We start from the raw sequence: 26,974 nt of genomic DNA on the forward strand, positions 1-26,974 counted from the left end.
TTTATTTATTAATCTATATACTATAACAACTTGTTCACCAAAATGATTTTGCAATATTCATTATTTATTATTATTATTATTAGAAAAGTAAAAACTTACTACTAATTTAAGGATGAGCCTATGAAAATATCAGTAAAATGGAAAATAATAGGGATAGTTATCATGATTATTATTATTGGCTTAGGATCATTGGCAACCATTAGTTCCATTATTATTTCGAACAAAACAGAAGAAAGCGTTGTGAATCAAAGCAAGACCATTGTGGAACAGTTATCAACGAATGTTCAAACGGTTTTAGAAAATTATGGTAGCTCTCTTCAAATAATTGCACAATCTGATGAAATTGAAAACTACTATTTGAATAATAGTGTGCTTTTTGACGAAGCGGATACAACACTTCGTCAGGATTTTCAAACATTTTTAGCTACATATCCTAATGTGTCCGGAATTTATACTGCTGACGTTGAAGGGTTGATGTATGAGCCTCACTTTGATGGTCTCGAAGATATTGATGCGACAACACGCCCTTGGTATCAGCTTGGCCTAGAGAATCCGGATGTCGTGAGCTGGACAGAGCCCTATTTGGATGCGGCAACTGGTACTTTTACTATTACAGGAGTGACAGCCATAAAAGTAAATGACCAAGTAATCGGGGTACTTGCAGCAGATATTTTGTTAACAAACTTAACAGAAATGGTTTCAGCAATGGAGCTTGGGTATAACGGATATCCTGTCATTTTTGACCGTACAGGCTTAGCAATTGTCCACCCCGAGCTCGCGGGTGAGGACTTATCGGTGGAACCGTACGCTAAGCAGTTACTGCAAACAACTGATTCTACAACTATTAAAGAATCAATAAATAATGTGGAGAGCATTATCGTTTCAGAGCGTATCGATAATGTAGATTGGACCATAGCCACGATTTATGATAAATCCAGTCTCAACAGTACAGCAACTGATATTCAAAAGATTATTTTCTTAATTACAATCGGAATATTAACTATTACCTTTATCGTGCTATATTTCTTTATTTCAAAAATTGTTCAACCGCTCTTTACTCTCGGTACATTAATGGGAAAAGTATCTCAAGGAGATTTAACTGTTCATATTGATGTAAAATCAAAAGATGAAATTGGACGTTTAGCTCACCACTTTAACTCAATGATTGGTGAAATGAAAAATATTATTAGTATTGTAAAAACTTCTTCCGAACAAGTAGATGATCGCTCACAACATTTAAGTGCGATGGCTGAACAAACGAGTGCCTCTTCCGTACAAGTGGCACAAGCTGTAAATGAAATAGCAATTAGTGCTGCGAGTACATCTGATCAGGCAGACACTGTAACTGAGCAATCAACAAGTTTAAGCGAGAAAATCAACAATATGAATAATCTATCCACTCAAGTAGAACAAACAACAAAAGAAGCAACAGCCCTGAATCAGGTGGGGCGTCAGAAGATGGATAACCTTTTAGAAAGCTTTACAGAAAATGATCAGGAACTAATAGAGCTGACAAAAGTGATTATGTTGTTAGAGTCAAAAATTGGTTCAATCGATTCTATAATGAATACGATTTCCTCTATATCTTCCCAGACAAATTTACTTGCACTTAATGCTTCCATTGAGGCTGCTCGTGCTGGTGAGCATGGCAAGGGATTTGCGGTTGTTGCAGAGGAGGTACGCAAACTAGCTGAACAATCGGCAGAGGCAACAGAATCCGTTAAAAAAACGATTCATCAGCTTCAAAGCCAGTCTCATGATGTGACAATCCGTATGAATGAAATGAAGCGGTCTTTTAATGAATCAAATGAGGTCGTTAATACAACAGGCGAGCTGTTCGCACAGCTATCAAATTTAATTGACAGTGTAAACCATTCATTTATTGCTGTTCATTCAGAAGTTGATAATGTAAATAAATACAAAGACCGTGTGCTAGATACAATCGAGGAAATGTCGATGAATTCACAAACGGCAGCTGCTGCTTGTGAAGAAGTAAGTGCATCGACAGACGAACAGTTACATGCGATTCAATCGGTCGCACAGGCTTCAGAGGAATTAAATCAATTGAGCACTGACCTTGCGACAGCTGTTAGTCGTTTCAAGATTTAAAGGAAGAAAAGATGTTTCCAAATAAAAGTGCAGCCAATGTACATTAAGTTGTACATTGGCTGCACTTTTTAATTACTCTATTCACTAAGATTATTAATGAAATACTAAGCCCCCCTATCAATTTATTGATTATTCTGGTAATAATATGGTATGTTAAAGGAAAATTAACCCAAATCGGTAAAGGAGCTGAATAGATGAAAAGAACTTTAGTAACGATTGGAATATCAGTAGGATTACTGTTTTCGGCAAGTATGGGTGTAAATGCAGCAAACTTACATTACAAAGACGTCAAGAAATCCGATAACTTTTACCCATCTGTTCAATATTTATTGGATCAAAAGGCCATTAGTGGAACTTTGCCTAATTTTAGACCTTATGGAAATATTACACGCGGGCAGGTTTCCAGTATATTGACAAAGGCATTGGACAATCGCTTAAAAGAGGTAGAATACTCAGATTTGTATTATGGAATCGACTATATAGACGTGCCGAAGACAGATCAATTTTACCCTTATATTGATAGACTGTTCTTTAATGGGATAATGCGTGGCTATACTGTCGGAAATTCTTCCGATTGGGCATTTGGTATAAATCAACCTTTAACACGCGGACAATTTGCCGGAATCATTATAAAAGCCTATGACATTCCATTAATTCAGCGGCACAGTTACAAAGAAAATGGAACTGTTAAATCGGATATTTTTAACGGCAATTACTTTACGGATCCATGGGGACAACAAATTGCCACACTTGAAACACTCGGAATTATATCTGGCTATCAGGATGGCAACTTTAAACCTAGTACACCCATTAAGCGTTCACAGTTTGCCAATATGCTAGTAAAGGCTGATAGAGATGAGCTAACCTTTTTTAATCAATCCACTCTTGTGAGGGATTTTATAAAATTAGGTATCAATGCAGACGTTGCAGTTGAAAAGCTGAAATCCCTTTCAAATAATGAGGTGCTAAAATATATCGCTTCTTATAAAGATATTCGTTATATAGATACGGTTAATATGGCGGCAACAGTCCGAAAAGAAGGGGAAATTATATTTAAAGATATTCAAGTGAAACTTATTGTTGCAAAAGATGCGGATGATAAGTGGCTAATAAATGTAGTTAAGAATTAAAGAACTTGCTATTACACTTTAAAATAAGCTTCAAGCCCTTTCAAGACTTGAAACTTATACTCACTTTATTTAATGTTTCTTCGATGGTCTCTCTCTCGGAGTTATATTAATAATATAGTAACCAATGATTAAAATTAATATAACTCCTGCGAAAATAAGTGTATCTAATGCAGAATCATGCTCGACAATAATAAGCCTTAGCATTGCCGTAATCCCGATGTACATAAAGTAACGAAGCGGGAAATGGTAATCCTCTTTAAAGTATTTCACAATCATTGTTATAAACTCAAAGTACAGAAAGAAGACTAAAATTTTAGCTAAAAAGTATTTATACTCCTGCTTCCCGCTATTAATTATAAACTTTAGAAATTCGACCATCTCGACGATGAGCATGACGCATAGAGCTAACGCCAGTACCGATAAACCAATATTCAAAATCACTTGCAACACTTTAGGAATTAATTCCTTGAATGGCTTAGGATTGGTTAAAAGCTTCATTGTACACACCTCCAGATGTTATATTTTCAGATTATTCCATCTGTTTATATGTGTCAATTTTGTAAGCGATTACTATTCCAAAAAATTTTTTCTCTTTGTTTTATTGATTAAATCTCGTGCAAAAAAACTGCTAAAAAGGTTCTGTTTCTTCGAACTCCCCAATATAGCTGACAATTTTACCAAATAGATGATTATAGGTAGCAATTTCAATTGTATACATTTGTTTTTGTTCATCAAAGCTTTCTACCGCGCTGCCACGCCCTTCTAAAATAGAAGGTAGCGGAATTTCAACAGTACCTGCGACAAGCTTTTGTGCCCCGGATTTTGTAATAAGACCACCATCTTTCGTTGTGAAAAATTCTAAATCCGCGGATACAATGGCGGGTTTACCTAAATAATCTCGTGCTGTTAGATTGTTTAAATTAACATGCATTGCAGTTGTAAAGGTTCTTGTTGCGGCAGGAAAGTAAAAAGTTCTTTCAAATATTACAGTGTCCTTGCCGTCCCATGTGTTTTTAAGTGTAAAAGGAATGTTTTTGCCGTTTTCAGGAAACAGGAAATTCACATACTTTCCGAGTAGATAAACAGGCTTTATAAATGGAGAACCTGTTTGAATTTCATGCATGAGGCCCTTTGCATAAAAGGGCATTGTATATCGATGCTGCAATTTTGGATGGAGTTGCTCGAACTGTTTACCTAGCAGAGATTGATAGATCATAGAAATCCTCCTAATAGTGCATCCATAAAAAACAGGATTATGTGCTATTTTGTGGAACTTATTATTGAAACACGAAATTACCTTCATTAAATACGGTAAATTATTTATACGTTAGATGAGGAGGCATTCTTTTGATAGTTAATTTATTAGAAAACATTTATCAAATATCAGCGATAATATTATTATTGTGCGCTATCTATTATTATAGACATTTTAAAAAGATGAAGAGGGAAAGAAAGCTGAATTCATCAGAGCTTTCAATATATATTATTACTAGAATTGCTATTATTCTTTTTGCAGCTAGTTATATGCTTCTATTTTTGGATAGAAACTACGGTTAAACACTATAAAGGGAAGTTAGATTATTTCTAAGTCTCCTAATTTCCTTTTTAAAAATTGAATAAACGGATACTCATTCTGATCGGCTTTCCTTGTACAAATAAACAGGCTTTGACTGATTTCTACTTGATCTACAAATACACGCGCAAGACTACCTTGTTCCAATTTCTCCTTTACGCTGACGGCTGGTGCAATGGCCATTCCATAACCAGCTTCAACGACTTTTATTGATTCAAGTACACCTTCCATTTGTAAGCCGAATTTTGGTAGCGGACAATTATGTGTATAAAAAATCGCCTCAAGTAAATCCAGCGTTGAACTGCCCCGTTCTCTATAAATAAAATCATGCCTACTCAATTCAAAAATTGATACTTCTTTATTTGCTAGAGGATGAGTTGGATTTACCACAAACCAAAATGGGATATCCAGTATTTTCTCAAAGGATAAATCTTCATGACCTATATTACTCTGTACAACAAAGCCAAAATCGACTTCATAATTCAGGACGAGCCGCTCTACTGACTGCACATTACCTAACGATACATATACATCGATTTGTGGGTTTTCTAATTTATAACCCGCAATTATTGATGGTAAAATATAATTCGTTGATATATAGGAAGAAGCTATTTTTACGTTCTCCTTCTTCGCCAAAAACGTTTTAAATTTCTCATCAATTTGTTCCTCTAAATAGAATAAGCGCAGTCCTTGTTCATAAAGAAATTCCCCTTCGGAGGTTAGTTGTATCCCTCTTCCCTTTCCAGTTATGAGCTTGACCCCGATTTCCCCTTCAAGTTTGCGAATCTGTGCGGTAACAGCTGGTTGGCTAATATGCAGGATATTTGCCGCTTCAGTAATACTGCCTAACTTTGCGACATTTGTAAAAATTCTTAGTGTATGTAAATTCATTTTCTCACCCATTCATAACTAAAATTTATGAATAAACAAAATATATATATTTGTTTTATGAGTAGTATAGCAGTATTTTGTCATTAGGGGTGATTTGTTTGGAAAACTTACTAATAGAGTGGCTATCATTTGATGGTCTCATATTATTTGGAATTGGTTTACTTGCAGCACTTGTGGGTGTAATGTTTGGAGCGGCAGGATTTGTATTACTTCCTTCCTTATTACTGGTCGGCATCCCCATCCATGCAACCGTTGCAATAAACAAATTTGCAACAGGCATATCTTCATTTTCGACAGTAATTGTTCTGACAATGAAAAAGAGAGTGGATCTGAAAAAAATGATTCCGTTCATGCTCATCGCTGCAGTTGGCGGAATAAGCGGAGCCTTTTTAGCAACAAGACTGTCGGAACAAACGATGAATATTGTAGCTTGTATTGTGTTAATCGTAATGTTCATTTTCGTTATAAAAAGTAATAAAAAATCAGTTGTTAACGAACAACCTGAGATTGAAGAGAAAACTACTTTAATAGCTCCATTCCTCATAGGAATATATGACGGCGGGCTTGGAACGGGGTCCGCGCTTTTAAATATAACGTACTTTCTGAAAAAACAATTCAGCTATGTAATGGCTGCTGAAATGACTCGCTTTGTTATGTTTGCAAGCTGTACGACCGCATTTTTATTTTACCTTTTTTATGGAATTGTTAATTGGGGGGTTGCCGTTCCAGTAGCTGTTGGATCAATCGTTGGCTCCCAAATCGGTCTTAAAATTATCCCTTATTTAAAGGGTAAATGGATTGAGATTTTGCTTCCTATTATCTTCTTCTTATTAATTGTCCAAGTTATCGCTGATTTACTATTTTAATTTATAGAAAGAAACCAGATGATTGCTCCATCTGGTTTCCTTTGAACTTACTTCTCTTTTACGGCCGGTGCGCCAAACTTTCCTTGCTGAAAATCTCGGAATGCCTCTTTGATTTCTTCCATTGTATTCATTACAAATGGTCCACCAAGAGCAATTTCTTCACGGATTGGAACGCCTGAATAAATTAACACTTTCGAACGCGTGACTGCTTTGATTTTCAACTCACTTTGATTCGTTTCTGAACCTTCTTCGTAAAAGGACAAAGTAGCTGCCCCTGTTTTAGTAATCGTTGTCTCATTATCCCCGAACGCCATTTCTCCTGCTAGCATATATAAAAATGAATTATGGTTTTCAGGTAAAACATGTGTATACTCCGCTCCTTCGCGGAGGCTAATTTCCGTCATCGTTATCGGGACTAAACTATTCATTGGACCTGTTACTCCTGCAATCTCCCCTGAATATACTCGAATGGAGCCCCCTTCAAAATTTACAACAGGCGCATCTTCTACATATATATTTTGATAAGTTGTCTCTGTATGTTTCAGGCCTTTCGGAAGGTTCAACCATAGCTGTAATGTATGAATAAGATCATCATCATAAGCTTCTTCCGCATGTCTAGCTGCCCAACCTGCATTCATATATTGAACATCGCCAGCATCTAATATGCTATATCCGCCTGCATTATCGATATGTTCAAGTCTTCCATCGATTACATACGTTACCGTTTGGAAGCCTCGATGTGGGTGATCCGAAAATGTTCCGCGTTTGAACCAGTCTTCCGCCATTAAAATAAATGGGTCAAATTCTTTATTCCTATCTGGAGAAAGGATGAAGCCCTGCTGAATATGAGGGTAACCATTCTTGTTATATTTCGGATACCAATAATCTTTTACTTCTCTTTGAAACGTTGAATCACTCTTCACTTTAAAGCCCCCTTTGATATACTCTGCCGCCTATTAACAATTTTTTACACAACACTTATTGCATAATTAAAGTATAGATATATTCTAATTACCTCTCAAGCAATGCAACTTATCTATAATAGGTAAGTAAAAAGATAAAAGCGTTATCTCCAAATGGAATAACGCTTTTATCCTATGATTTTCGTTTAATTAATTTTTCACATTATTAGTAGAGAAAAAAACGGAACAACAATAGCACCAATAATTGCACTTAGTCCCATAGATAGCGAGCCTATTGATAATTCCTTTTCTCCAAATTCCTTTAGTTTTGATACCCCTGCCCCATGACTGACACTACCCATAGCAACACCACGACTAATCGGAGTATTAATTTTTGCTATTTTATATAAAAAAGGTCCAAGCAATACGCCTGTATATCCTGCTATCATAACTAGTACAGCTGTCAGCGGTGCAACGCCTCCAATTGATTCACTTACCTGCATTGCAACAGGTGTAGTCATAGACTTTGGCAACGCTGTATAAATAAATTCCTGTGAGGATTTAAATAGCTTTAGTATTATATAAACACTCACTAAACCTGTTAGCATAGCTATGCATATACTTGAAATAATTGCCATTTTATACTTATTGATTAGTAAACGCTGATTATATAGAGGATATGCTAAAGAAACCACAGCTGGACCAAGCATGATTTGAATCCATTCAGCTCCAGCCATATACGTCTCATATGGAATATTAAATATTAATAATACCGCAATTGAAAAGACGGTTACGGTGAAAAATGGTACAAGTAAGGGACTATTTATTTTTAAATATAATCTATTCATTAAAATATATAATGCAACGGTACTAATGATTATTAAGATTTGCATAGTCCCCTCCATTTATTTTTTCGCCTTCTTTATTTTCTATAAATTGACTCGCCTTTCCAGTTATCACTAGCGTTACTGCAGAACTAACAAAAATTGCAACCATTAATAATATCCCTTCTAATCTTAATAATTCAGGGTATTCGATCAAACCAACAGTTGCCGGAATATAGAATAAAGTTAAATATAAAATCATAAAACTTGCTCCATCTTTAATATATTCAACTTTTATAATACCGGTCATCAAACAAATCCAAAGCAATAGAAGACCAATTATACTAGAAGGAATAAATATTCCAGTCCAGCTTACAATAACCTGACCTATAAAATAGAAAATCCATAAAATAAATATTTGGGCAATAATACGTATTATTTTCATAGAGGCCCCTTCTTTCTAAAACGGACATTAACGGATATTTGGCTTCTACAAATAAGCCATAATCGGAAAAAGATAAAACAATTACAATAAGATAACTTAACACTGTAATTGTTTTTATCTTCATAATTTCTAAATATTCAGAAATATTAAGAGGCAATTATTCATCTTTTAAAATGACATCTGCATATTTCTTTTCAATTTTCGCTACAAGCGAGTAATTTGTATCTACCATATTTCCTACATAAAGCTTTCCGATTTGGGTAAGTGCCTGATAAGCTTCAAACTTATCCCATCCCATTTCCTCCATCCAGTAAATCAACTCAGAGTACGCAATTTTAGCTGCATCCTCCATTGGCCTTGCACTACCTACTACCATATATTCTGTTTCACTTTCTATACGTGGCCATTCAATACTTTTTTGTTTAATAAGTTCAAACTTTAGTGTTACGCGCGCTGATACTTCAAGAGCTACACCGCATAATTCTCCATCTCCTTGACCGGCATGACAGTCTCCAGTATAGAAAAATGCCCCTTTATTTTTAACAGGTAAATAGACTTTATTTCCTGGTTTTACATCTGGAACATCCATGTTTCCGCCATGTTTATGCGGGGTTAATGAAGATATTGATTCTAATTCAGGTGCTGTACCAATAGTTCCTAGGAAAGGTCGCCATGGGAAAGATAATTGCTTATTATGAGTTACCATCCCGTCCTCAATTTTATAAATCCAAACCTTTTCAGGTAGTGGTTCTTGCAGAGAAGGAGTTAAATCTGTGGAACTTAATCCGCCAAAACTTTCTTTTAGCGCACTAACCGCCCAATCTCGGTCAGGTTGAATATCTATAATATGAACTACTAATGTATCGCCAGGCTCCGCTCCTTCTATATAGATTGGACCTGTTTGAGGATTTAAGCCTTTTACATCGACCAATACAACAGACGGAAGATCATTTTCATTTGTAACTCGATTGCCAAATGCATCTTTTGTGTGAATTTCTACAACCTCACCTGGTTTTACAACGGCAATTGGTTCTAAATATTTAGAATAAACATAGCTATGCTCTCCTGGTTGAGTGATTACTGTTACTTGGTTCTCTTGAATTTTTACCATTTCATATCCCTCCATTATTTAAACTGCTAAATACTCTTTCAGTAAATCATAATTTTTTATGTCATCACCCTGAATCTCCTGGGCAATCTTCCCTTTATCCATTGCGTAACAGCGTTGGGAAATAGCTTGTATAAGTCCAATATGCTGTTCAACCAATAGTACGGTAATACCTAAATCTTTATTTATTTGTTTAATGATTTCTCCAATTTCTTGTACCAAATTTGGCTGGATGCCTTCAGTAGGTTCATCTAAAATTAATAATTCAGGATTCCCTACCAATGCCCTCCCTAATGATAAAGCTGCCTGTTCGCCTCCGCTTAATGTTCCTGCTTTTTGTTTACGTCTTTCGAATAATTTAGGGAAATAATTATAAATTATTTCAAAGTCTAAATTTCCGCTTTTCTTATTAATTAATTTTCCCATCCTTAAATTTTCTTCAACAGTTAACATGGGAAAAACTTGATGACCTTGTGGTACGTAGCCCATACCTTCCCATGCACGCTCATGAGCTTTTTTATTCGTTACAGCTTTTGAATTATAAATTAGCTCCCCTTTATTTATAGGAACTAAGCCAATAATTGACTTAACTAATGTGCTCTTTCCAATTCCGTTACGACCTATTATAGAAACAATTTCTTTGGATTCTATAACTAAATCTAAATCCCGCACAATCATTATTTTTCCATATCCTGCTTCCATATTATTGATTTTCAGCATTAGACCACCTCCTACGATTGTCCAAGGTAGATCTCTACTACCTTTTCATTGTTTTCAATATCTTCAATCGTCCCTTCAGCAAATTTTTTACCTAAGTGTAATACTGTAACTTGTTGTGCTAGAGACCGAACAAACTCCATATCGTGATCTATGAATAGAATCGTAATTCCATTGTTATTTATCTTTTTAATTAAGTTTGAGATAAATTGAGTTTCTTCAGGTCCCATTCCAGCGACAGGTTCATCCAATAGAAGCAGCGTAGGGTCATTTGCGATTGCCATCCCCATCTCTAAAGATTGTTGTTGACCATGCGACAAATTATTAACCATTTCACTTTTTAAGTGGGTTAAATTAAATTCTTCCAATAAGTAATTTATTTTCTCTTCTAATGCCTTTTTTGAATACGTCCGTTGTGCAGCAATCCTCAAATTTTCATAAACTGTAAGATCTCCAAAAACACCCGGCACCTGCATTTTTATGCTAATCCCTTCTTTAAAACGATCCCACTTCTTCATATGTGCAAGTGATTTACCCTTGTACAATATTTGACCATCACTCGGGTCAAAGATTCCCATGATCATTTTAAAAATAGTACTTTTCCCTGCGCCATTGGGGCCAATTAAGCAATGCAGCTCCCCTTTTCTAATAACTAAATCCACTTCATCTACAGCTCTTAACCCTCCAAAGGATTTACCAACATTTGATAACTTCAATATAGGTTCACTATTTTGTACTTGCATCTTGTAAAGCCCCCCTCTTTTTCGGGTTTTTTTGAAGTTGTTGATAAAGGGAGCTAACACCTTTATCGCTTAATGAAAATAGCGTTTGAATAAGGCCATTAGGCACAAATAACATTACAACTATTAACACCACTCCTAAAATAATCAGTGCATATTGGTTACCGGAAGCAGCAAGTTGTTGTGAACCCCAATAATAAATTAAAGTAAAAATAATCCCTGCAGAAAGATTTTTACGACCAGCAGCAGCTACTAAAACTATAGGGAGTGTTGCAGCAGTTAAGTTTAATGTTGCAGGTGTTAAATAACTCCCCCAGATGGCGTATAATATCCCGCCTAAAGCAGCAATTGCTCCACCTAATGCAAATACAGCAAGTTGATATTTTGGAACGTTATAGCCTAACAGTTGTGTACGATCACGATTTTCACGAATGGCAATAAGAGCATAACCGTATCTTGAAATCATCAAATATTTAATCCCGATAAATACAGCTATTATGGCTAGGAGAATGAAGTAATATAAACTATTGCCCTGTAGCACAAAACTGCCCATTTGAATTGTAGGTATTCCATTAATACCGTTAAAACCGCCTAATAAAATATTACCTATCTTCCATTGTGGTCCTGCAGTTTGCGCTAAAAATGTTTCGATTCCAACTGCCAAACACAATGTAATTAACCCTACAAATACATCGTTAATGCCTCCGTAGAAAATAAAGTAACCTATAACTGTAGCAATTAAAGCACCAAATAAAACACCAATAATCAGTGCAATAAAATTGAATTGTGCATTATTAATGTTCATCGTTAAGATGGCGTAAAAATAACCGCTTAGTCCAAAAAACAAAGCTTGTCCAAAACTAAAGATGCCACCATACCCCCAGACCAGGCTTACACTTATTGATAATAAAACCATCGTTAGAAAATAGGACAGATTCAATACATTGTATGCAGTAGTCATTAGAGGATAAATTAATAGAGTTAAAAATAATCCAATCATCACTATATTTTCAGTGTTTAATTTAAATAGTTTATTTTGCATATTATTTACCCCTTACCTTTAGAAATTTTGATTCAACGAAGCCAGATAAACCAAGAGGCAATAATCTAATGACTAAAATTGTTACAACTAATAAACCTAAACGACCATAAAGTGTTCCCCATATATAATCTACACCTGTATTAACGATTCCAAGCATTGTCCCAGACATAACTGTTCCTATTAAAGCGTTGGCACCACCTACAATAACCGTTACGAAACTTGGCGTTAAAAATCCATTTCCAAATGTCGGAGAAACCGTCATTGTCGCTGCGTATAAAGCACCTGTTAAACCTGCTAAAGCAGAACCTAGTACGAATGTTAAAGAATAGTATTTTTCAGTATTAACCCCTAATGATTTTGCTATATCATTTTTTTGGATAGTAGCTCTCGATAATAGACCAAAGCGAGTATGCATAAATAACCAATAGATGAAAATTAGAATAAATACAGCTACAAAAAACAAACAAATTCTGTATACGGAGTAGGAGCTACCGAAGATCGTTACCGCTCCTAATGGTGTAGCAGGACTTTGCATCGAAGGTCCAAATACGATAAGCATTAACTGACCTAATACCATGCTTATACCAAAAGTTACAACTACCGAATCTATCGTTCTACCATATAACTTACTGATTATTAATTTATCGATTATAAAACCTATTAAGCCAACAACTAAAACACTCAGTACAATTGCTAATATGAAGGGTACCCCACTCATTACAGCAATACTTGCTGTATAGGCACCTAACATAATAAATTCACCATGAGCCAGGTTTATAATCCCCATCATTCCAAAAATAATAGCTAAGCCTACTGCCGATAAAACAAGGAAGGCAAAGTTATCCATAAACTGATACAAAAGCTCAAATGATTTCATAGATTCTACCCCCTTTTTGTGAAAGGCGCTTTAAAAACGCCTTTCATCAATTTTTAATCAAGTGGATTATATTGTACAAATTCAGGTTTAGTAGTTAAATCAACACCCTTTTCAGTTGATAGCCAATCAGGTACGATTGCCTCCCAATGTTTAGGGAAAGTAATCTCATGACCTTTGCCGCTATGAGCTAAATAAACATTTCGAATTGCATGATGAGTTTTACCATCGATAGTGACTAAACCAGCAGGGCCATCATAACTAATTCCAGTTTCCAATGCTTCAATTACAGCATCAGTTTCAGTAGTACCTGCCTTTTCAACCGCTTTAGCCCAAAGCATAATTGCCGAATATTCAGCTTCTGCTTCCATCCCTACATATTTATCGTCAGGGAACATTTTATAAAACTTATCAACAAATTCCTGAGCTTTTGGTGCAATTTCTAAATCACTTTTACCTAACTCCTCCATAAATGTTGCAGTTACATACATATTTTCTAATGCTGGCGGCTGGAACCTCAAATGTTCATAGGCCTGTGCCATATTAACCGTAGTACCCATTGGAATATCTCTAACGCCTGAATTTGCCCATTGACCATAAAAAGCAGATTGTTCCGCACCAGCTAATAACGTAATTAATACATCCGGATCTGCATCTTTTATACGGGAGATTGTGCTACTAAATTGTGAAACACCTAGTGGTATGAATTCTTCTCCTACAATTTCTCCACCATTCTCGACAGTTTCTTTATATACCCAATCCGCTGAAATCTGACCGAAGTTATAATCAGCTGCAATTACATAAACTTTTGGACCATAGTCTTTAATTAAGCCTTCCATTAATGTTTGAATTTGATGTTCAGGAACGCCTCCAGTTGCAAAGGTATATTTACTTGCAACCCCACCTTCATATTGATTGTTATAGAAGTATAGTATTTTGTTTTGCTCGACGATTGGTCGAATGGCTTCACGAGATGCACTTGACACAGCCCCCATCAATACATCCACCTCATCTTGTAAAATAAGTTTTCTAGCCAACTCCTGGAATTTGGTGTTATCTGACTGCGTATCAGGAGCAATCAATTGAACTTGTTTACCTAATAGACCACCGCTTTCATTAATTTCCGATACAGCTAATTCAGCAGCATGTAATTTTTGTAGTCCAATTAATGAAAAGTCTCCTGAGTGATCTTCTAATAGACCTAATTTAATCGTATCTTTTCCCGCTGCACTAGCATCCTTATCACTCTCTTCGCTATTGCATGCTGCTAAAAATAGCATCGAGAGTAGAGAAGTTAGGACTAGCCCTTTTCTAAGGTTAAATAGTTTTTTCATGAACATTACACCTCCGAAATAGATTTAATGTTAGTCTTTCTAACATAAAAGGAATATATCACGCTAATTTTTAATGGTCAATATCACTAAAAACCATACAATTACTTTATTCATGTTATAAAACTTAACAAATAAATATAGTTAATGTGTAATTTAGGATTATTCGTTTATATGGGTTAAATTAAAATAATCTAGTAAATTACGATTTAGTCGCCTAAAGTATGCTGAATATTCTAAATTTTATCTAATTGGTAAAATATGTTTTTAGAATAATATTATCAATTTCATGTTATATAAAATTTTTTTCTTAGTAGCATTTGAAGTAGGTTTAAATACTATTTGAAGTAATTGTTTCGGAATGGGATTTGTAACTCCATAGAACTCTTATTTTTTCGCAAATAAAAAAAGATGCCCACCTTTACATGGACACCTTTCTGATTTTATTTAGAAGATAGTTCGCTTTCTGTTACCCATTTATGATTTTTTACTTGTTCTCCTGTTGTGGAAGTAAAATCAATCATATAAACCGTTGTTTCTACAGCTGAATCTATTATGGCAGTTGCTCCCTGCATTCCTTCCATATGATCCGCATTAAGTAATACTTCTGTTCCAGGTTCTAAAGGTGCTTCTCCTGCGTCCTCTATTTCTTCATGAATAACCCATTTATGATCTTTAACGGTTTCTCCTCCCGTAGTCGGTGTATAGGAAACCGTGTATACCGTTGTATCAAAAGCTCCTGCAATTGTGGCTTCCGCATTTTTCATACCAGGCATGTGATTGGTTTGAATTACTGCGTTGCTTCCAACAGGAAATGTTGGATTTTGGGCTTCTTTTAAATTTTCTGGTACTTCGCCTGTCCCCGAATGGTTCATTGAAGAATGATCCATATCTTTCTCGCTACCATTTTCTGCACCTTCACTTTGTTCATTTAACATTCCGTTTGTTTCTTCCTGTGTTGTTTTATTTTGAGTAGTATCTTCATCCCCTTCCCCGCCACATGCAGCAAGTGCTAATGCAGCAGATAGAGAAATAATGCCCATCTTAAATTTAATATTCATTGTCTATCCCTCCTAGCTATTAACGTATTTACCCTTAGTGTGTAAAGCTAAACTGGGAAATTGGGAATCCCTATGTTGGGATTGCAATTCAAATGGACGCTAAATGCTCAAATTTTATACACTATTTAAATCGTATTAAGTACATGGCACGATCTGGTCCTTCTCCATTTAAGACAAGTGTACCGGCTTCCGTAAATCTCGGTAAAACAAGACGTTCTTTAATACTTGGCAATTTAGATACTCGCTTTAATGCACCATCATTATTTTCAAAGAGCCATACTGTATCGCTGTCGCCTCTTTGTACCGAAACAGCAAAATGCTCACCATCTGTTGCAAAGTCATGTAGCTTGAAAGAAGTTTTAATTGCATGGAATTGACCGCTTTCCATATCAATTGAACCGATAAAAGGCTCATCGTCCCCTTCATTCCACATATAACCATAAACTTGATTTTCTCTTAATTGCAAATATTGAACAGATCGATAGGGTACTGTATAGTTTCCATAATCGTTTATTTCTTTATAATCTTGTACGGTAATTTCTGTCGACATACCGCTTTCTCCTTCTACTGTTTCAGAAGTGACCATAAGACTCCCATTAATTTCAGGAAGACTACTCCCCCCTTCTCCATGAAGTTTTCTTAACTCTTTGATTTCTCCCGTTTTCAAATCCATCATTTTATAGGCAGCACTTGAAGAATTCCCATCAATTCTCGTGACCCCCATAAAAAATAATGTATTGTCCTTCACTTCAATCCCATAAAAGTAATCCGTCTCATATATTTGGACTTCATTCGTTTGACGATTCATTACATGAAGTTTCTCTTCGTTTTCAACAGGCTGTGCCCAAACAAGCCAGTTTTCTGATACTCCATAGTCATAACCCCAGTGAGTTGTTTCTACCAAAAATCTTTCTTGCTTACTAGCAACATCAAATGAATAAAATCCGCGCTCTGTCCGATAAATAAATTCATTTGTCTCATCAAGGTAAGTCGAGTTAGTTAACGCCGTATAGGCTACTTCAGGAAATACAACTTTCTCAATCGTAAAATCTTGTTTATTAAATAACGCCTGATACAAAGAAGGACCGATCAAAAATATAGCAACGACAAGCGTGAAAACAGCAATAAGCGCCGGCATCCAATTACGTTTAGTTGTTGGTTTGGGTGAAGACATATTGTTTCGCATATGTTCCATAATGCGCTTTTTATTCTCTGATGTATCTCGAAGTGGTGTTAAACGATAATTAGTCATGTAAAAGCACCTCCCATTCTTCTTTTGCAAGATTTTGCTTCAGCAAATCCCGTCCACTCTTTAGCCTCGATTTCACTGTACTTTCAGGACGTTCTACAAGCTCCGAAATTTCCTTGGTCGATAAACTTTCTAAATAGTAATAAACAATTACCTCCCTTTGTTTTAGAGGCAATGCTAATATCGCTTTGTCTATTGTATTTAATTCTTCCTGGTGCACTAGGTGATCTCTATGTAAAACATTTTCTTTTGAAAATAATTTCTCAGTTAACTTGATTTTGCGGTACGCCCAACTCTTTAAATAATCTTTGGACGCATTCGCTGTTATTCGAGATAAATACGCCTTTAGTTCGCCTTGTTCCACATAGTTCGAACAATATAATTTCATGAACACATCCTGCACAATATCTTCTGCCATATGTGAATCTTTTACGTAATAATAGGCAATGCGAAACAGGTAGTCGGTATAAGTATGCATCACTTCTTCAATGAACCCGGAAGATTTCAAACGTTCTCCCTCCCTTCTCTATATAAACGAAGCTGACTGCTAAAAAGACGAAAAAAGCTTAGCATATTTTGCCAAGCTTAAATTCTCACTTCTTAAAATCATCCATTGTCGTATCTCGATCAGTAAACTGTACCATAAGCGGGGTATAAAAATATGTTAAGGAGACAACAATTAGCGCTGAAAATAACAATACATAGGGAAAGTGAAGTGACAGGAAATTTTGTAGCCAGATCGGTGCTAATGGTATTAATGCATATCTCATTGTACTTTGTGAGGCATTACCCTCTAAATAGATAATTTTTTGGCAAGAATCGCATTTTTCACGATAGGGCATATAGGTTTTACGGAAAATTTGTTTTCGTGTAAATGGGGTCTCACAATGGGGACAATGTGACTGTTCTCGTTCCCGGGCATCATATAAAACCCATAATGTCACCAAAACTACGGATAATATGACAAAAATTAACTGGCTATACCAAAGGCTCGCAAAATAAATCGTTCCTGCCCATAAAAGAAGAAGTGTGAAGATCACCGCAATTTTAGGTTGAATCGGCTTCGATAAAAAAGCATTCCATTCTTGCACTCTTTCATTTGTTTGCCAACGTTTCGTATTGGCTATACAAGCTTTTCCGATAAAATAAATCACAATCAGCTCAATCGAACTTACCACTGACCAAAGCACGACTGCTAATGATATATTGTGAAACGGTGATTCACTGCCACTAGAAGCTGTCGTCGGCTGAAGTGTCCAGCTGTCTGGCGCAAAACTAATACTCACAAAAAAGACACTTAAAATAAGAAAAGCGGGTAAAATTACCGGTATGTATGATGGCTCTTTCTTTGACGGTCTTTTCGCATTGGCAATCATTTGCTGCTTTTGCGCTTTCGTTAAACGTATTGGTTCTAATCGTTGTTTTAAATTATGCATCACGCAACACCTCCCATTCGATTGCTGGCAATTGATCTTTCAGTTTTTGACGTGCTCTTTGCAGTCTCGTAGCTACTGTCGATTCCGGAATATTGATGTAAGATGCCACTTCAGCAATGGACAAATCATCATAGTAGTAGTGTAATAACACTTCCCGGTACTTTAAAGGCAGCTTCAAAATTGCTTCTACAATTACATCGCGCTCCTCACCCTCCACTACTACCTGCTCACCACTAGGCTCCTGCTTCATAAAGTAATGAACAATTTGGGCTTTTTTCGCTTTCCATTTTCGCAAATAATCATAGCAACGGTTAATCGTCATTTTCGTTAAGTATGTTTTCTCCGAGCTTTTCTGTTCGAACTGTTGCGTTTCATACAGTTTAATAAAAACATCCTGCACTACTTCTTCCGCTGCTTGTCGATCTTTCGTATAAATGTAGGCAATGCGATATAAATAATCCCCGTATTGCTCTACGTAATATTCAATATCCATTCGCCCGCCTCCTTTCTATATTTATTAGACGGAAAAAATGAGCAGGACATCTCATTTTTATTTAAATATACTAAAAAAACCCCTCGTTAAATAGAGGGGTGGAGACAGAAGGTATCTTTACTTATTCATATTAGGACCATTATCAAATCAACATTAATATTTCTTGGTTTTTTCTATGCACATTTTCAATTCGATTTTTTAGTCAAAGATATATAAAAAAACCTCTATGGATATTTCACCAATAGAGGTTGTTTTTATCATTCTACTCAACTGTAACCGATTTTGCTAGATTACGTGGTTTATCCACATCACAACGGCGGTGAAGAGCTGCATAGTAACTAATTAACTGTAGCGGTACAACCGATACAAGTGGTGTTAATAGTTCATGTACAGGAGCAAGGACTAAGCAATCTCCTTCTTCTTCCATACCTTCCATTGCAATAATGCATGCATTGGCACCGCGCGCAACAACCTCTTTCACATTACCGCGAATATTAAGTGCTACGTCTTTTTGTGTTGCTAAAGCAAATACAGGTGTACCTTCTTCAATTAAAGCAATTGTACCGTGCTTTAACTCACCGCCTGCGAAACCTTCAGCTTGAATATAAGAAATTTCTTTTAGCTTTAATGCGCCTTCTAACGATACACAGAAGTCCATGTTACGACCAATGAAGAATGCATTGCGTGCGATTTTCAAGTAATCCTCCGCAATTTGTTCCATTACATCTTTAGAATCGATAATCGTTTGAATGCCGTTTGCAACAATTGCTAATTCTTGTTTTAGATCAAAATCAAGTGCCACACCTGTCTCCTTCGCAACTGCATAAGCTGCTACCGCTAACACAGCTACCTGTGCAACATAGGCTTTAGTTGAAGCAACTGCAATTTCCGGTCCAGCATGTAACAGTAATGTATAGTCCGCTTCTCGAGAAAGCGTAGAACCTTGAACATTCGTTACAGTTAATGACTTATAGCCAAGTTCTTTAATTTTCACTAATACTTGACGGCTATCTGCTGTTTCACCTGATTGCGAAATAAAGATAAATAAAGGCTTTTTCGAAAGTAATGGCATGTTGTAGCCAAATTCACTTGAAATATGCACCTCTACTGGAATACCCGCAATTTTTTCAAAGTACTGTTTACCGATCAAGCCAGCATGGTAACTCGTACCTGCTGCAATAATATATAAACGGTCCGCTTCAGCCAATGCGTTTAATATATCGGCATCAACAGTTACATCCTCGCCCTGTTCATAAGCTTGAATAATTTTACGGATAACAGTAGGCTGTTCATCTATTTCCTTTAACATGTAGTGAGGGTAAGTACCCTTTTCAATATCAGAAGCATCCAGCTCTGCTGTATATGGTGCACGCTCAACCGAACGACCATTTAAAGTAGATATCTCTACTTTGTCTTTACGAACAATAACAACTTCTTTATCATGTAATTCAATAAATTGATCTGTAACTTGCAGCATCGCCATAGCATCTGAAGCGATTACATTAAAGTCTTCTCCCACACCTACTAATAAAGGAGATTTATTTTTCGCAACATAGATTGTTTCAACATCTTCATTATCTAAAAGCGCTAATGCATATGAACCATGCACTAAAGATAAAGTTTTACGGAATGCTTCTAAAGTTGATAATCCTTCTTTTGCAAATAAATCAACTAGCTGTACAATAACTTCTGTATCTGTATCTGAAGACATTTTTATGCCTTTTAAATAAGCTTTTTGTAATAAGTGATAGTTTTCAATAACGCCATTGTGTACAAGTGTGTATCTTCCTGATGCACTTGTATGAGGGTGCGCGTTTAAACGATTCGGTACACCATGAGTTGCCCAACGTGTATGACCAATTCCTACTGCAGCTTCAACATCGCCATCTACTGCTTTACGCAAATCAGCAATACGACCCTTTTCTTTAAAGATCGTAATCCCCTCTTCATTATGCACAGCAATCCCCGCTGAGTCGTAGCCACGGTATTCTAGTTTCTCTAAACCTTTTAATAAAATTTCCTTTGCGTCTAATACGCCATTATATCCTACAATTCCACACATAATCCATTTCCTCCGATGCAACAGCTATATCTAAGCGACATTTGGCAATAAGAAAGCAGACTACGAAATCTACCTTTTTTTTCGCCTGATGCGCTTTAGGAATGTTAACTAGAAAAGGTTCTTTGCTCTCGATTAGCAAAGTGTCAACTCATCTATAAAATTCCTACTCTTTAAAAGGTGATGTAGCTTGTTAGTATTTTTTATTTGTATGCCGTTTCGTTCTTCTGTCCAGAAAATCGCTTTTCTGTTTTAAAACGAAAGTTACAACCGGGCATGTGCGGTCGGGAGGCATCCGCCGAAATTTCGATAAACCTCCACCTCGTCAGCTAAGGATTAATGTTCGCTCGATTTCCTTAGCTCTGGCGCTTTTACTTTTTTTCCGATTTTATTTTATGCGCAGCTTTTCCCTCCTTTAGCGCAACTCAAGAAATAGTTTTTTCCATGAGCATTTCCATCATACACATAATCAAATTCATACGTCAATCCTCTGCATCTAATGTAAGCGCTTCATAGAAAAAAATCCCGTTTTTGTCATTGGAATAACGCATCAGTGAAGAATTGTGCTGCCCACTGATTTATTCATTCACTCCAATGACTTCCAAACGGGATATGCACTATTATATTATCTTATGCCAAGAGCACTATTACAGTGCCTTATCTTTTAATAACTTCACGATTTCACGGTTAAATGCAGGTAAATCATCTGGAGTACGGCTTGTCACAAGCTGTTCCTGACAAACAAATACTTCCTCATCATGGAATTTTGCACCTGCATACTCTAAATCAACTTTAATCGATTTATAACCTGTCGTATCTCTTCCCTCTAAGGACTTCGCCGTAATTAATAACTGTGGTCCATGGCAAATCGCAAATACAGGTTTCTTTTCATCCATAAAGTACTTTGCGAAAGCTACGACACGATCATCATCTCGAAGTAAATCCGGTGAGAAGCCTCCTGGGATAAACAGCGCATCAAAGTCTGCAGGATTTACATCTGCCACACCTTTATCGATTTGAACTGTAGCCTCACCATTTTTACCTGTAACGGATTTATTACCTTCTTTATCAATCGTCACAAGTGTATGCCCTGCAGCCTCTAGTGCTTCTTTCGGACTTGTGAATTCCACATCTTCAAACTTATCTGTAATTAATGTTGCAATTTTAGCCAATGTAAAACACTCCTTCGTCTTATTAGGGTACACCATATCATTTCCCTTAACTTTATGAATTAAAACATTTGCTAAACTATATTCATGTTTACTAGTTATCATTAAGTAACGGCATTCGGGTATATTAAAGTGACAAAAAAAACACCGAAAGCAATGTTTCCATTACTCCCGATGCCTTATTCTAGATTATTCAGCTAAACCCATTTCTGCGCTTACTACATCTGCAATGCGGGTAACATATTCTTCACAAGCCTCCGCAGAAGCTGCTTCTACCATCACACGTACTAAAGGCTCAGTACCTGAAGGGCGAACTAATACACGACCATTGCCGGCCATTTCTGCTTCCACTTCGGCAATTACTGCTGCAACCTTTTCATTTTGTGTTACTGCATGTTTATCTGTGACACGAACATTAATTAATTTTTGCGGGTAGATTGTCATTTCTCCTGCAAGCTCAGATAGTTTTTTACCTGTTGCTTTCATGATGCTCACTAATTGAATCCCCGTTAAAAGTCCGTCACCTGTTGTATTGTAATCTAAAAATACAATGTGACCTGATTGTTCGCCGCCCAGGTTATACTCGTTAGCGCGCATTTCTTCTACTACATACCGGTCACCTACAGCTGTTTGGATACTTGTCATCTCATGCTCTTCTAATGCTTTGTAGAAGCCCATGTTACTCATTACAGTAGAAACGACCGTACCTTTGTTTAAGCGACCTTTTGTTTGTAAATGCTTTCCGATGATAAACATAATCTGGTCACCATCGACAATTGTTCCATTCTCATCAACTGCTATTAAACGGTCACCATCTCCATCAAAGGCCAAGCCAACATCTGCATTACGCTCTAGAAGAAATTCAGCTAATTTTTCCGGATGAGTCGAACCGACACCTTCATTAATATTCAGGCCATCTGGAGAAGCACCCATAGTGGAAATATCAGCCTCTAAGTCTGCAAACAGATGTGTTGCTAAAGATGAAGTTGCCCCATGCGCACAATCTAACGCAACGTGTAAACCTTCGAAATCTTCATCCACAGTTTGTTTTAAGTATGAAATATATTTTTGTCCACCCTCGAAGTAGTCTGTCACTGAACCAACAGCAGCTCCTACAGGACGTGGTAATGTATCTTCCTCTGCATCGATTAGGCTTTCGATTTCGGCTTCTTGTGCGTCAGTTAATTTAAAGCCATCTGGACCAAAAAATTTAATGCCGTTATCTGCCACAGGATTGTGCGAAGCTGAAATCATAACACCTGCTTCTGCATTCATGACACGTGTAAGGTAAGCAACACCTGGTGTACTAATCACTCCTAAACGCATAACTTCTGCACCAATCGAAAGAAGACCTGCTACAAGTGCTCCTTCCAACATTTCTCCAGAAATACGTGTATCTCGTCCAATTAATACTTTCGGGCGATCTTTAGCATCCTTCGTTAGCACATAGCCGCCAATACGACCTAGTTTAAACGCCAACTCAGGTGTTAGCTCACTATTTGCGACACCGCGGACGCCATCTGTTCCGAAATATTTACCCATTACTTTTTCTCTCCTTCAACGCTTAAATTACATACGTTTTAAATTTACCACCTAATGTGGACTGATTGTTTTTGTTGGTAGTTAAGTTTTACTCCGCGTTGTCAACACTTTCATCTGCATTGGCTTCGCTTTCCTCTTCACTAACAGGCTCGCCTGATACATCTGCATATACCGTAAGTTTATTCTGCGATAACTTTGTTGCACCTGTTGGAAGTGGAATTTTAAAATCATAGGAGCCAGACTCGGTAATTTTTTCACGAGATACTTCTACAATTACTTCTTCCAAAGCATCCACTGCCGCTTTCGGCCCATAAACAGTGATGCGGGATGGCTCTGACGACAACTTTTCAATCTTAAGCCCATCTACTGATTCCCCAATTTCAACCAATGTAATCGGGACTTCCCGACTATATTCATTAATTTCTACTTTAACATTGACCTTATCTGGATTAGCACGCACATCCAGTTTATTTAAATCACGGTCAAGAACCTTTACAGTAGCTTCTTGCTCAAACGATTCTTTTAAACCTTTTTCACCTGTAATTGTTGCCTTTACAAAGCTTATGTTATCAATCACACTTTTTGCACCGGTAATGGCAACTTTCGTCGGTTCTACACTCATCCTATTTACGATGAAGTCTTCGGCGACAAGGCTTTTATTCATCTCAGGCTCTATACGAAACTGCTCGGTAATTTTTTCTTCAATTGTCACATTAACGATTTTCGGTTCAATTGATACATTTAGTTTTTCAGAAAAGTTTTCCTGCTGTATTGTAACGCTATGTTCACCGATTAACAATGAGTTTAAATCGACAAATAATTTGTAATCCTTTTCCAGCTTTGTTGTTAAAACAATTGCCTTCGGTCCAGAAATTTTTACATCGACGGTTTCGGGAAGCCCTGTAACAAACAAACTATCTGAATCATAATACACTTCAAGCGGCACATTTGTAATAACATCTGTTTCATTTGATGAACCAGAATCTGCTGCTCGATTATCTTCAGTTTGAATATATAAAAATAGAGCAGCAGCTAAAAATAATGCTGTTAAACGTAGCATCCACGGGCTATCGAATAATTTATCCATTCTTTTTCCCTCCCCAAGTCCACTTAGAAGCTAAGTTAGAATCTTGCTCAGGACCAAACCACATTTTACGTAATAGTTCTTCAAATTCTGTCATAGTAAGGTTACGATGCAAGTTACCATTTGCTGTAATACTAATGGCACCTGTTTCCTCTGATACAACAATTGTAATCGCATCTGTCACTTCACTTAATCCAAGTGCAGCCCGGTGTCTTGTTCCAAGCTCCTTAGAAATAAATGCACTTTCAGATAACGGTAAGTAACAGGCAGAAGCTGAAATTTGGTTTTTTTGGATAATCACAGCCCCATCATGTAGAGGTGTGTTTGGGATAAAAATGTTAATTAGCAACTCAGAAGAAAGCGCGGCATCCATTTTAATACCTGTTTCTACATATTCATTTAGACCCGTATCTTTTTCAATTGAGATAAGTGCTCCAATACGACGCTTTGCCATATAGCTCACAGATTTTTTTACAGCTTCAATTAAACGTGTTTGTTCATCATCTTGCTGATTATTAGTACGTTGGAAAAGCTTCCCACGCCCTATTTGCTCAAGTGCCCGGCGAATTTCCGGTTGGAATATAATTATGATTGCTAAGAAACCCCAGTCAATTACTTCCTGTAATAGCCAATCGAGTGTATCTAGACCAAAAACATAGGTAGCAAACTTTGCCAAAACAACAATCAGCAACCCTTTTAATAATTGAACGGCTTTCGTTCCTTTAATGAGGGTCAATGCCTTATAAACTACGTACCAAACAAGCAGTACGTCCAACACTTTAAAAATCATCTCTACAGCAGCAATGTCTGTAAATTGTTCAATTATTTGCATGTGGCATCCCCCACCTTTTATAGCTAATCCATATTGCCTTTAGTATAGCATAATTCCGGCAATGATTAACTTTCATAACAGAAAAAAGTCTACCCGAACGAGTAGACTTTGCTTTTTATAATAGAACGTCATTTTTTTGAAGAAAGTTTCACTATTCGTCAGGAAAAAATTATTTTTATGTGGTTTTCAGTAAAACTGATATTTATTTATTGCTAAAGACCGCCATCAAATCATTAAAGCCATCTTTAATTTTATACCATAACCACTCGAACATTTCATCGATTTCCTCGACTTGTCCTGTAACTACTGCAGTGGAAGCCATATAGTTTCCATTTATTACTGTAACATTCCCATCTACTTCCCCTTCAATAATGATATCGCCGTTTTTCACAACGATGTCACCTTTAACAACTTCACCAGCGGGAACTGTTACCGTTTGCCCTTCAACAACTATATTTGGCTGTTTTGTCACAGAAAATTGATTGTCGTTCGGGAAACTACTTAGCACTGTAGCGCTCATAAACAAGCAAAACAATGCAGCAGCAACGAGCATCGGATGCTGACGGAACCAACGTTTTATGCCGACAGAACTTTTGCGTTTCGGTAAACGACTTATTACTTGTTCCTCAAAGCTTGGAGGGGCAGTAATATGCGCTGCACTCTTGATAAACGCAACCGTGTCACTTAATTCATGCATATGTTGTTGGCAATCCGGGCATGTCTGCAAATGTTGTTTCAATGATTGTTCATGCTCACGACTAATATCACCATCTAAATATTCGTGCATATAATCCACGAATTGTGATGCACACGTTTTCATGCGTATCTTCCTCCTACAAATTGTTTAACTGCTTTCTCAACGCTTCACGACCACGGTGAATACGGGTTTTTACTGTACCAAGCGGCATATCTAAAATTTCACTGATTTCCTGGAGCGATAATTCCTCAATATATTTTAAAACAATGACCGAACGATATTTGTCAGGAAGGCGACTGATTTCAAATTGAATTCTGTCCTGAAGCTCCATTTGTTCAATAGCTGCTTCAGGTGATTGCTCATCCGCAGCAATCTGTGAATACATATCCAATCCTTCTGTCCCAGCAACTTCGGCATCTAAATAGTAATCTGGCTTCTTTTTACGAATACGGTCGATACATAAATTCGTACCTATACGATAAAGCCATGTTGAAAATTTTCGATTTTGATCATACGAATGTAGATTAATATAGGCACGTATAAATGCCTCTTGTGCAATATCTTCTGCTTCTTGTTTATTTCCAAGCATTCGAAAACACACTTGGTACAGCTTGTGCTGGTAGAGGTTAACAATGTCGGCATATGCGTTTTGATCACCTTTAAGCACTTGCTTTATTCTTTTATTTACTAACGCATCCATTTGTCTTTCCTCTCCACCTTTTCAGCTGTTCTATATATACGGATTGTTTCTTAAAAGGTTTCATTTTCAAAAAAATTATTTTGTCTTTTCCGCAAAAATA

27 protein-coding genes are annotated in these 26,974 nt (G+C 36.6%); 3 read left to right on the forward strand and 24 right to left on the reverse strand.

What is annotated here, in order from left to right; all coding sequences use genetic code 11:
* Positions 1 to 120: 120 nt before the first annotated feature.
* A complete protein-coding gene (locus tag NYE67_RS19390) occupies positions 121 to 2,109 on the forward strand; it encodes a methyl-accepting chemotaxis protein (RefSeq protein WP_340730827.1) in 1,989 nt (662 codons plus the stop codon).
* A gap of 194 nt (positions 2,110 to 2,303) precedes the next feature.
* Complete coding sequence (locus NYE67_RS19395; protein WP_340730828.1) at positions 2,304 to 3,239, forward strand: S-layer homology domain-containing protein; 936 nt, start codon at positions 2,304 to 2,306, stop codon at positions 3,237 to 3,239.
* A gap of 69 nt (positions 3,240 to 3,308) precedes the next feature.
* On the opposite strand, the gene psiE is transcribed toward NYE67_RS19395, so the two are convergent.
* The 3 genes from psiE to NYE67_RS19415 all read right to left on the reverse strand — a co-directional run bounded on the left by psiE (position 3,309) and on the right by NYE67_RS19415 (position 5,703).
* Positions 3,309 to 3,737, reverse strand: coding sequence for a phosphate-starvation-inducible protein PsiE (gene psiE / locus NYE67_RS19400; protein WP_340730829.1), 429 nt, complete (start codon positions 3,735 to 3,737; stop codon positions 3,309 to 3,311).
* A gap of 130 nt (positions 3,738 to 3,867) precedes the next feature.
* Positions 3,868 to 4,455 (reverse strand): DUF4166 domain-containing protein, encoded by a 588-nt coding sequence (locus tag NYE67_RS19405; RefSeq protein WP_340730830.1) that lies wholly within the window; start codon positions 4,453 to 4,455, stop codon positions 3,868 to 3,870.
* Between the two features lie 357 nt (positions 4,456 to 4,812).
* The gene (locus NYE67_RS19415) at positions 4,813 to 5,703 is read right to left on the reverse strand and encodes a LysR family transcriptional regulator (protein ID WP_340726462.1); all 891 of its coding nucleotides are present in this window, start codon (positions 5,701 to 5,703) and stop codon (positions 4,813 to 4,815) included.
* An 89-nt stretch (positions 5,704 to 5,792) separates the two neighbouring features.
* Here NYE67_RS19415 and NYE67_RS19420 point away from each other — a divergent pair, with 89 nt between their 5' ends.
* Positions 5,793 to 6,569 (forward strand): sulfite exporter TauE/SafE family protein, encoded by a 777-nt coding sequence (locus NYE67_RS19420; RefSeq protein WP_340726463.1) that lies wholly within the window; start codon positions 5,793 to 5,795, stop codon positions 6,567 to 6,569.
* Between the two features lie 47 nt (positions 6,570 to 6,616).
* Here the strand turns inward: NYE67_RS19420 and NYE67_RS19425 are convergent, their stop codons facing one another.
* The 21 genes from NYE67_RS19425 to sigW all read right to left on the reverse strand — a co-directional run bounded on the left by NYE67_RS19425 (position 6,617) and on the right by sigW (position 26,874).
* Complete coding sequence (locus NYE67_RS19425; RefSeq protein ID WP_340726464.1) at positions 6,617 to 7,492, reverse strand: pirin family protein; 876 nt, start codon at positions 7,490 to 7,492, stop codon at positions 6,617 to 6,619.
* A gap of 197 nt (positions 7,493 to 7,689) precedes the next feature.
* Complete coding sequence (locus tag NYE67_RS19430) at positions 7,690 to 8,364, reverse strand: LrgB family protein (protein ID WP_225231364.1); 675 nt, start codon at positions 8,362 to 8,364, stop codon at positions 7,690 to 7,692.
* Complete coding sequence (locus NYE67_RS19435; RefSeq protein WP_191701455.1) at positions 8,342 to 8,740, reverse strand: CidA/LrgA family protein; 399 nt, start codon at positions 8,738 to 8,740, stop codon at positions 8,342 to 8,344. Before NYE67_RS19435 ends, NYE67_RS19430 begins: the two co-directional genes overlap by 23 nt.
* Before the next feature lie 157 nt (positions 8,741 to 8,897).
* On the reverse strand, positions 8,898 to 9,851 hold the full coding sequence (locus tag NYE67_RS19440; protein ID WP_191701456.1) for an acetamidase/formamidase family protein: 954 nt from the start codon (positions 9,849 to 9,851) through the stop codon (positions 8,898 to 8,900).
* 18 nt (positions 9,852 to 9,869) lie between these two features.
* A complete protein-coding gene (locus NYE67_RS19445; protein WP_191701457.1) occupies positions 9,870 to 10,568 on the reverse strand; it encodes an ABC transporter ATP-binding protein in 699 nt (232 codons plus the stop codon).
* Between the two features lie 11 nt (positions 10,569 to 10,579).
* The gene (locus NYE67_RS19450; protein ID WP_340726465.1) at positions 10,580 to 11,308 is read right to left on the reverse strand and encodes an ABC transporter ATP-binding protein; all 729 of its coding nucleotides are present in this window, start codon (positions 11,306 to 11,308) and stop codon (positions 10,580 to 10,582) included.
* Positions 11,292 to 12,347: an ABC transporter permease subunit gene (locus tag NYE67_RS19455; RefSeq protein ID WP_191701459.1), complete on the reverse strand. Its 1,056-nt coding sequence runs from the start codon at positions 12,345 to 12,347 to the stop codon at positions 11,292 to 11,294. Before NYE67_RS19455 ends, NYE67_RS19450 begins: the two co-directional genes overlap by 17 nt.
* Position 12,348: 1 nt before the next feature.
* Entirely contained in the window at positions 12,349 to 13,224 is an 876-nt protein-coding gene (locus NYE67_RS19460; protein WP_191701460.1) for an ABC transporter permease subunit, read from the reverse strand.
* Between the two features lie 53 nt (positions 13,225 to 13,277).
* Positions 13,278 to 14,501, reverse strand: a complete 1,224-nt coding sequence (locus NYE67_RS19465; protein ID WP_340730831.1) for an urea ABC transporter substrate-binding protein — start codon at positions 14,499 to 14,501, stop codon at positions 13,278 to 13,280.
* Positions 14,502 to 14,995: 494 nt separating this feature from the next.
* Positions 14,996 to 15,613: a YdhK family protein gene (locus tag NYE67_RS19470; protein WP_340726467.1), complete on the reverse strand. Its 618-nt coding sequence runs from the start codon at positions 15,611 to 15,613 to the stop codon at positions 14,996 to 14,998.
* Positions 15,614 to 15,734: 121 nt separating this feature from the next.
* Positions 15,735 to 16,865: a hypothetical protein gene (locus tag NYE67_RS19475; protein ID WP_339214496.1), complete on the reverse strand. Its 1,131-nt coding sequence runs from the start codon at positions 16,863 to 16,865 to the stop codon at positions 15,735 to 15,737.
* Positions 16,858 to 17,370, reverse strand: coding sequence for an RNA polymerase sigma factor (locus tag NYE67_RS19480; RefSeq protein ID WP_339214497.1), 513 nt, complete (start codon positions 17,368 to 17,370; stop codon positions 16,858 to 16,860). Before NYE67_RS19480 ends, NYE67_RS19475 begins: the two co-directional genes overlap by 8 nt.
* Before the next feature lie 85 nt (positions 17,371 to 17,455).
* A complete protein-coding gene (locus tag NYE67_RS19485; RefSeq protein WP_339214499.1) occupies positions 17,456 to 18,298 on the reverse strand; it encodes a TIGR04104 family putative zinc finger protein in 843 nt (280 codons plus the stop codon).
* Positions 18,291 to 18,791, reverse strand: a complete 501-nt coding sequence (locus NYE67_RS19490) for an RNA polymerase sigma factor (protein ID WP_339214501.1) — start codon at positions 18,789 to 18,791, stop codon at positions 18,291 to 18,293. Before NYE67_RS19490 ends, NYE67_RS19485 begins: the two co-directional genes overlap by 8 nt.
* Before the next feature lie 262 nt (positions 18,792 to 19,053).
* On the reverse strand, positions 19,054 to 20,853 hold the full coding sequence (gene glmS, locus NYE67_RS19495; RefSeq protein WP_340726468.1) for a glutamine--fructose-6-phosphate transaminase (isomerizing): 1,800 nt from the start codon (positions 20,851 to 20,853) through the stop codon (positions 19,054 to 19,056).
* Positions 20,854 to 21,497: 644 nt separating this feature from the next.
* Positions 21,498 to 22,022, reverse strand: coding sequence for a type 1 glutamine amidotransferase domain-containing protein (locus NYE67_RS19500; RefSeq protein WP_191701466.1), 525 nt, complete (start codon positions 22,020 to 22,022; stop codon positions 21,498 to 21,500).
* A 186-nt stretch (positions 22,023 to 22,208) separates the two neighbouring features.
* Positions 22,209 to 23,561 (reverse strand): phosphoglucosamine mutase, encoded by a 1,353-nt coding sequence (gene glmM / locus NYE67_RS19505; protein ID WP_340726469.1) that lies wholly within the window; start codon positions 23,559 to 23,561, stop codon positions 22,209 to 22,211.
* 88 nt (positions 23,562 to 23,649) lie between these two features.
* Entirely contained in the window at positions 23,650 to 24,648 is a 999-nt protein-coding gene (locus NYE67_RS19510) for a CdaR family protein (protein WP_340726470.1), read from the reverse strand.
* Complete coding sequence (gene cdaA / locus NYE67_RS19515) at positions 24,641 to 25,477, reverse strand: diadenylate cyclase CdaA (RefSeq protein WP_340726471.1); 837 nt, start codon at positions 25,475 to 25,477, stop codon at positions 24,641 to 24,643. The genes NYE67_RS19510 and cdaA overlap by 8 nt, the downstream gene beginning before the upstream one ends.
* Before the next feature lie 202 nt (positions 25,478 to 25,679).
* The gene (locus NYE67_RS19520; protein ID WP_340730832.1) at positions 25,680 to 26,297 is read right to left on the reverse strand and encodes a zf-HC2 domain-containing protein; all 618 of its coding nucleotides are present in this window, start codon (positions 26,295 to 26,297) and stop codon (positions 25,680 to 25,682) included.
* Positions 26,298 to 26,310: 13 nt separating this feature from the next.
* A complete protein-coding gene (gene sigW / locus NYE67_RS19525; RefSeq protein WP_191701471.1) occupies positions 26,311 to 26,874 on the reverse strand; it encodes an RNA polymerase sigma factor SigW in 564 nt (187 codons plus the stop codon).
* Positions 26,875 to 26,974 lie beyond the last annotated feature (100 nt).

The sequence above is a fragment of the Solibacillus sp. FSL W8-0474 genome, from assembly GCF_038004065.1.
In the GTDB taxonomy this organism is placed as follows: domain Bacteria; phylum Bacillota; class Bacilli; order Bacillales_A; family Planococcaceae; genus Solibacillus; species Solibacillus faecavium.